The sequence below is a fragment of the Bacteroides intestinalis DSM 17393 genome (assembly GCF_000172175.1).
Classification (GTDB): domain Bacteria; phylum Bacteroidota; class Bacteroidia; order Bacteroidales; family Bacteroidaceae; genus Bacteroides; species Bacteroides intestinalis.
Genome location: NZ_ABJL02000001.1, coordinates 251,480 through 257,619, shown reverse-complemented (window position 1 = coordinate 257,619; position 6,140 = coordinate 251,480). Strand labels below are relative to the sequence as shown.

The following is a 6,140-nucleotide window of genomic DNA, read 5'->3' as shown; positions in this document are numbered from 1 at the left end:
CTATGCGGACAGGGTCGTCCGCAGCTATGTTTTCATCAATTCTTTGTGGAAAAAGAACGGTTTGGTTGGGAATGTAAGGACGAAAATGTAACTTTGCCATAACGAAAAAAATGATGCCTAAAGTTACATAAACTTTGGGTAATAACAAAGCCTGGGCTTGGGAAAGTCCGGGCTTTGCGCATAAAAAAAGGTTGTGCCAGCATTTTGACACAACCTCCTTTCCTTTGTCAACACTATCTAAGTGCCGACTCCCTAACCAATATATATTTCATTTACAAACAATATTTGTCTTGTAGTTCCTTCTTGTATTTCTTAGAAACCAACAATTCCGTTGCATTTTCAAAAGGTGGATACAATATACATTTACCATCCTTGATAATCATCAAATAATCAATATTGATGATAAAAGACTGATGAATTTGCACGAAACAAGGCGAATGCTGCGTTATCTGTTCAGCAGTCATTCCACGACGCAATGCCAATGGGGGTTGATTATTAAGCATTACTTCCCATTGTTTACGGTCAGAGCAATAGCGGAAAAACCCAACCTCTGCAGGACGCAACGCTCGCATATCATTTGTCGGTGTAAATACAATGAAGGTTTGAGCACTATAGAGTGGCATCCCTACAGGTAATGTTGTTCTCTGCCCTGCCTCTGCCTGTTTCACAAAACGTGCTAATATATCTTTCAATTCTTGTTCTCCAAAAGGTTTTAATAAATAATCGAACGCAGACTCACGGATCGCCTGTATCATATATTTGTCGTAAGCTGTATAAAAAACAACCCGCATATTCCACGAAACATCATCCCGAATATCCTTTAGCAGTTCCATACCCGTCATATCCGGCATTTCCACATCCAAAAAAAGCAAATCAGGTTGTACCTTAGTAATTACTTTTTTGGCTTGCTTACCATTCCGGGCTGTCTTTTCCAAAGAAAAACGCACATCTTTACTTAACTCGAAAGTCAAATTCTCGAGTGCTACATCATCATCGTCAACTATTATAACTTTATATTTATTCATGTCTATTTCATGTATCCTTTGGCGAATGTAAAGATTATCTAGTTTCCAGGCAAAACTCTCAAAGTGATTTTATAGACTATCCGACGATAGTTCGTCCTATCCTTGCTAAAAACAAGATTAAATGTCATCACTTAATCCTATAATCATACTTATCCGGCAACAGGAAAGTGACTTCACATCCAATTTCGCCATTGGATAAAGAAACATTATGTATAGCTACATCTATTGTTTCCTTATTCTTCATATTTAGAATCTGAATTGTCTGCATAATGACTTTCATACCTGTACCAGTTCCCCTGTTCCGGCTATTTGGACGATAACCTCCACCATTATCCCTGATTTGAATAGAGATTCCATTGGCCTGACGAGCAATAATAATCCACAAATTTCTTTCTCCTTCCTTCTCTTTCAGAGCATGCTTCACCGCATTTTCTACAGGAATCTGTATCAACATAGAAGGTAGCTGAACTTGCTCAGGATTCACACCTTCACCAATCTCTATCATCGGATGGAAAGTTATCCCTAATGAGCGACGCTCCAAATCGATATAGGTTTTCACAAAATCCAGTTCTTCCGCTAAAGTGACACATAATTGCTCAGCCAGTTCCAAATTACGCCGCATCAGTTTAACCAAGGAAGATAGTTCCTGCTTCTCTTCCGCTTTTCTTCCTGCCATTTCCTGATTAAGCACATTAAAGATGAAATGAGGAGATAAGCGGTTACGGATATTTTCTAAACGAAGTGAAGAAACTGTACGACGGTTTTGAGCTAACAATAACGCACGCTTCTTCTTACTGTACAGATAGACAAAAACAACCACCAATAAGGTAATAGTGGTAAGGGCAATCCATAAGGTTTCCATCTGCCGAAGTTCAAGAACTTCATTCTCCTTTTCCCGGATAAAAACTTTTTGCGCCATCACGGTAGAATCCTGCTGGTAACGCAAGGCCAGATCAGCCGTACGCATCTCTACACGCTCATTACGGATAGAATCATCCATCCGATTATTTTCTTTCAGATAGAAATATGCCTTCCGATAATCCTCTGTTTCTTCATAATATTGCTGCAGATACTTATTGCGTATGTTCACCATATCCGGATCAATATCCGGTGAAATTATGCTTTCTGATAAAATACGCCAAGCTTTAGGCAAGTCTTTCTGAATCAGTGCCAATTCTATTTTCTGTGTATCAATATAATAAAGTGCAGTTATTATTCCTGTTTTCTCAAAAAAAGGCTGGCACTTGTTGATATATTTAGCTGCAGAATCGGGCTCATCCACTTGCAAGAAGCAATCTCCCAGATTCAACCAACCCAAGTTCAACTCGAAAACCATATCGGGATAACCTTCAACAAGATCAGTAACTTTTCGGAAATAATCGATAGCCGTTTCATAATCTCCCCGATAATAATAAGAAGTCCCGCGGTTGTTCAGATAGAAATGCTTCTCAAAAGGCAACATGTCCTCATAGCTTCTGGCCGCAAGATTATAATAATAATCACATTGCTCAAAATCACGCAAAGCCACATATATCTGTGCTAGTCCATAATAAATCGGCGGTTTCTTTGTAGAAGTGATATTTAGTGAATCGCACAATAACAGTGCCCTTCTGTACCATGCCGCTCCCACGTCCAATTTACCTAAACGGTTAGTAGCATCAGCCAGATTCATCAGAATATCAGGTACAACTTCTATTTTAGTGCCATGCATCCGTAGTTCATAAGCTTTTCGGAAATAAACTTCTGCAGAATCCATATGCCCTGTACGCGCATAGACATTCCCCTTCATATTAAAACAATCAGACTGTAAATCTGCCAACTGCGGAGAGAAGGGCTGTCTTTCTGTGAAATCTTCGATTTGTTGTATTAAGAGCCGGGCAGAATCCATATCAGAAGACATCATACAAGTCTTAGAAGCCACGATCAGATAGTTATAACGTACCAGACTGTCTTTAATTTCTTGCATTTTTTGCAATGCTTGTGTACGTACTTTCCGAGGGGCAATAGATACGGAATCTCCATTTGCTGTGAAAAATGCTTCGAATGCCTGCATTTCAGGATTTACTTCTTTTTGCTCCTGAGGTATGCATGCATTCCATATTATTAGTATTCCCATCAAAAACAGGATGACTCTTACTTGCCTCTTCCCCCTCTTTTGCATAAATACACAATTAATAGATACGTTATTGTCAAGACCTTTGCAAACATAAGTTTTTTTTATGAGACAAAAGAATATTAAATAGAATTTTTATAGACGTATCTGGAAAACAAAGAGTATCTAATACAATTTGTAAAACAATATAAAAACAGCAAACATCTTACATATAAGAAGTTAAGAGTTTGTCGACAAGATGCTAACTTTTTGTCAACAGGAAATTAATTTCTTGTCGACAAGGAATTAATATTTTATAAGAAACTGATAATCAAAGCCCAAAAGCAAGACATAGAAACTACATCTATGCAATATTTATTACTATACAAGTTTATCAAACTTTGAATCAGACCAATAAAAAGTAAATGGATATTCACCAATGGTACAGCTATAAAAACATCTTTTCTTATTTAAAGCATCCAGGATAATCCTCTTTTTATTCATAATAAACCACTATTTCGTCCGTTTAGGTAATTTTCCCTTTAATAATAATTTGGATAAAATCCATTATTAGGTAAATTTGAATATAAAATAGCATGGTTATTATGAATGAAGAAACACAAAAGGACAGAATACGTGGTTCATTAATAGGTGGAGCCATAGGTGACGCTTTAGGATATCCTGTAGAATTTATAGATTCGTATGCAGGTATTCAAAGAAGATATGGAGATGCAGGAATTACCCGTCTCGACGTCAGACAATGGTGGAAGAACGAAGATAGTTCTACTGGAAAAGCTTGGGTTTCTGATGACACACAGATGACGTTGTTTACAGCCTGTGGCATATTGAATGCAAAAGAAAAAGGGAGTGCTCCCATACCCAGTATTTGTGAAGCTTATATAGAATGGTATTATACTCAATTAGGTAAGAAAAGTAAGCGTTTCAATGAATGCTGGATCGGCGATATTCCGGAATTAAATCAGCGCAGAGCACCCGGAAACACCTGTCTCACTGCTCTTTCAGATATCATTGCGGGAAAAGCGCCCCATAATAACAGTAAGGGATGTGGTGGAGTTATGCGCATAGCACCCATACCTTTATATGGACTGGGCCAACGAATATCGGATATAAATACTCTTGATTACCTTGCAGCAGATGCGGCAAAGCTTACTCATCAGCATCCATTAGGCTTTATCCCAGCAGCCTTTACAGCTCACGTCATTTATCGTTTAGCAAGTGATAAAAATCCGGAGAAAGAAATATTCAAAAACTATATCAGAGAAGGATTGGAATCCGTACAACGGATGTTTACCAACCATACTGAAGAAGTTGAAAAATTTGTTTCATTGGTAAAGAAAGCCATTCTTTTATCTGATATTTCAATCGATAATGTACACGCCATCGAAAATGAATTAGGGGGTGGCTGGATAGCCGAAGAAACTGTTGCTATAGCCATCTACTGTACTTTATCCTATTTTGATAACTTCGAAAGAGCAATGATTGCAGCTGTAAATCATGCAGGTGACAGTGATTCTACAGGTGCTGTGACTGGTAACTTGTTAGGTGCTGCCATCGGTTATAATGCAATACCTCAATTCTACAAAAACGACTTGGAACTGCATGATGTGATACTACATGTCGCGGATGATTTGTATCTCGGTAAAACAACACTTCAATAAAAGCAATGAATATCTATAGTAAAATTCATAGAATGATCAGTACCAGCAGCGATAAACAACTTTACATGTTGCTAAATACCGAAGAATACACCAATTATCCGTACGAGACTAAGGGACTTGGTGAAAATATGGCTCTCGTAAGTCAAGTGATAAGCGGTTGGTGGAAACCACGTTTTCTGTTGAATCATAATACGAAATGTGCCTATGAGTTCATGGATAGTAACGAAAAACTGACAACTGTAACTCAAGATGATATTGCTTGGGATACATTGTACGGAATACCGAAAATAGCTATTGAACGGGCTAAAAGATTTTCCGCACATTTTCCAACATTCATACATGAATTCAAAAATGGTATGGCAAAAGTAAGTTGGCAAATTAATCCTGATGGCCGTTACTATATGGATGATGATGGTTTTGGAATGACCGATGACGAAGAAATCACCATCTATGGTTATATTGATCATAAAGGAAAAGTTGTATCCAAATTCCATGCAATCAATAATTAGAATGAAGAACTAAGATAAATATAAAAAACTATGAATACAATTTTCCATTTGAAGAAAGCCCTATTTTATTCAACTATACTTTTGAGTCTAATTATTCTGCTGGAAGGATGTAAGAAGAAAAGTACTGTAGAAGATTTCGGAACTCGCATTGACCAATGCTATGAAGACAGAATAGATACCACTTTAATGGCTGATGGAACAATGTTCATTGAAACAACCGGAACAGCCCCTCTCAATTCTGCTGTTGATGTGATAGACAAGCATGGAAAGCTATTGGCACAAGGAGCATGTTGTTCCGAACGTACAATCTTCAACTTCATCAGATATCTATATGATGACAATGGGCGGATAAAAGGACTTATACATTTTTCTGGCGATACAGAAAAAGATTATGGAGAAAAGCAAGAAATAGAATTATTCCGGAAACAAGTATTTGATGATAATTGGAATCGTGAGGAGTATTCACGATATAATTTTGAATATGATAACAAAGGACATATCGTACGAATAAACGACCCTATTACACACGATCATATACAGGCGCCAGCCAATCATAAAATAGAGTTTAAAGTCATACCCAATAGTTTATTCTGGTCAAGCGATCTGGATGGTGGGGTCTATCTTTTAGACATAAATATCGTGCCTATTGACCCAAAATGCAAGGATTACATTAAAATGAATTATTGCTTTTATACCCCTATACTCCTTGAAGAATATAAAAACAATATAAAAGTCAAAAGTACTGCATTATCATCTTATTCTTCCCACTCAATCCAATTATAAAGCCATATAGCCATAAAAACGGGCGTTTATTCAATTTTTATTTATTATATAA

The 6,140-nt window shown here is 37.2% G+C and carries 5 protein-coding genes; 3 read left to right on the top strand and 2 right to left on the bottom strand.

Annotation, left to right across the window (positions count from 1 at the left end):
- Positions 1-272 precede the first annotated feature (272 nt).
- Together BACINT_RS00945 and BACINT_RS00940 are read right to left on the bottom strand one after the other, a co-directional pair.
- Positions 273-1,025 (bottom strand): LytR/AlgR family response regulator transcription factor, encoded by a 753-nt coding sequence (locus BACINT_RS00945; protein ID WP_007659858.1) that lies wholly within the window; start codon positions 1,023-1,025, stop codon positions 273-275.
- Positions 1,026-1,152: 127 nt separating this feature from the next.
- Positions 1,153-3,141 (bottom strand): tetratricopeptide repeat-containing sensor histidine kinase, encoded by a 1,989-nt coding sequence (locus tag BACINT_RS00940; protein WP_374937535.1) that lies wholly within the window; start codon positions 3,139-3,141, stop codon positions 1,153-1,155.
- 581 nt (positions 3,142-3,722) lie between these two features.
- Here BACINT_RS00940 and BACINT_RS00935 point away from each other — a divergent pair.
- The 3 genes from BACINT_RS00935 to BACINT_RS00925 all read left to right on the top strand — a co-directional run bounded on the left by BACINT_RS00935 (position 3,723) and on the right by BACINT_RS00925 (position 6,088).
- A complete protein-coding gene (locus BACINT_RS00935) occupies positions 3,723-4,796 on the top strand; it encodes an ADP-ribosylglycohydrolase family protein (protein ID WP_021967427.1) in 1,074 nt (357 codons plus the stop codon).
- Positions 4,797-4,861: 65 nt separating this feature from the next.
- Complete coding sequence (locus BACINT_RS00930; RefSeq protein WP_147342934.1) at positions 4,862-5,305, top strand: hypothetical protein; 444 nt, start codon at positions 4,862-4,864, stop codon at positions 5,303-5,305.
- Between the two features lie 30 nt (positions 5,306-5,335).
- On the top strand, positions 5,336-6,088 hold the full coding sequence (locus BACINT_RS00925; protein WP_007659852.1) for a hypothetical protein: 753 nt from the start codon (positions 5,336-5,338) through the stop codon (positions 6,086-6,088).
- Positions 6,089-6,140 lie beyond the last annotated feature (52 nt).

Bases quoted from the DNA above. Each gene is read 5' to 3' on its own strand.
- BACINT_RS00945 (WP_007659858.1), bottom strand. From the start codon at position 1,025: ATGAATAAATATAAAGTTATAATAGTTGACGATGATGATGTAGCACTC.
- BACINT_RS00925 (WP_007659852.1), top strand. From the start codon at position 5,336: ATGAATACAATTTTCCATTTGAAGAAAGCCCTATTTTATTCAACTATA.
- BACINT_RS00940 (WP_374937535.1), bottom strand. From the start codon at position 3,141: ATGGGAATACTAATAATATGGAATGCATGCATACCTCAGGAGCAAAAA.
- BACINT_RS00930 (WP_147342934.1), top strand. From the start codon at position 4,862: ATGTTGCTAAATACCGAAGAATACACCAATTATCCGTACGAGACTAAG.
- BACINT_RS00935 (WP_021967427.1), top strand. From the start codon at position 3,723: ATGAATGAAGAAACACAAAAGGACAGAATACGTGGTTCATTAATAGGT.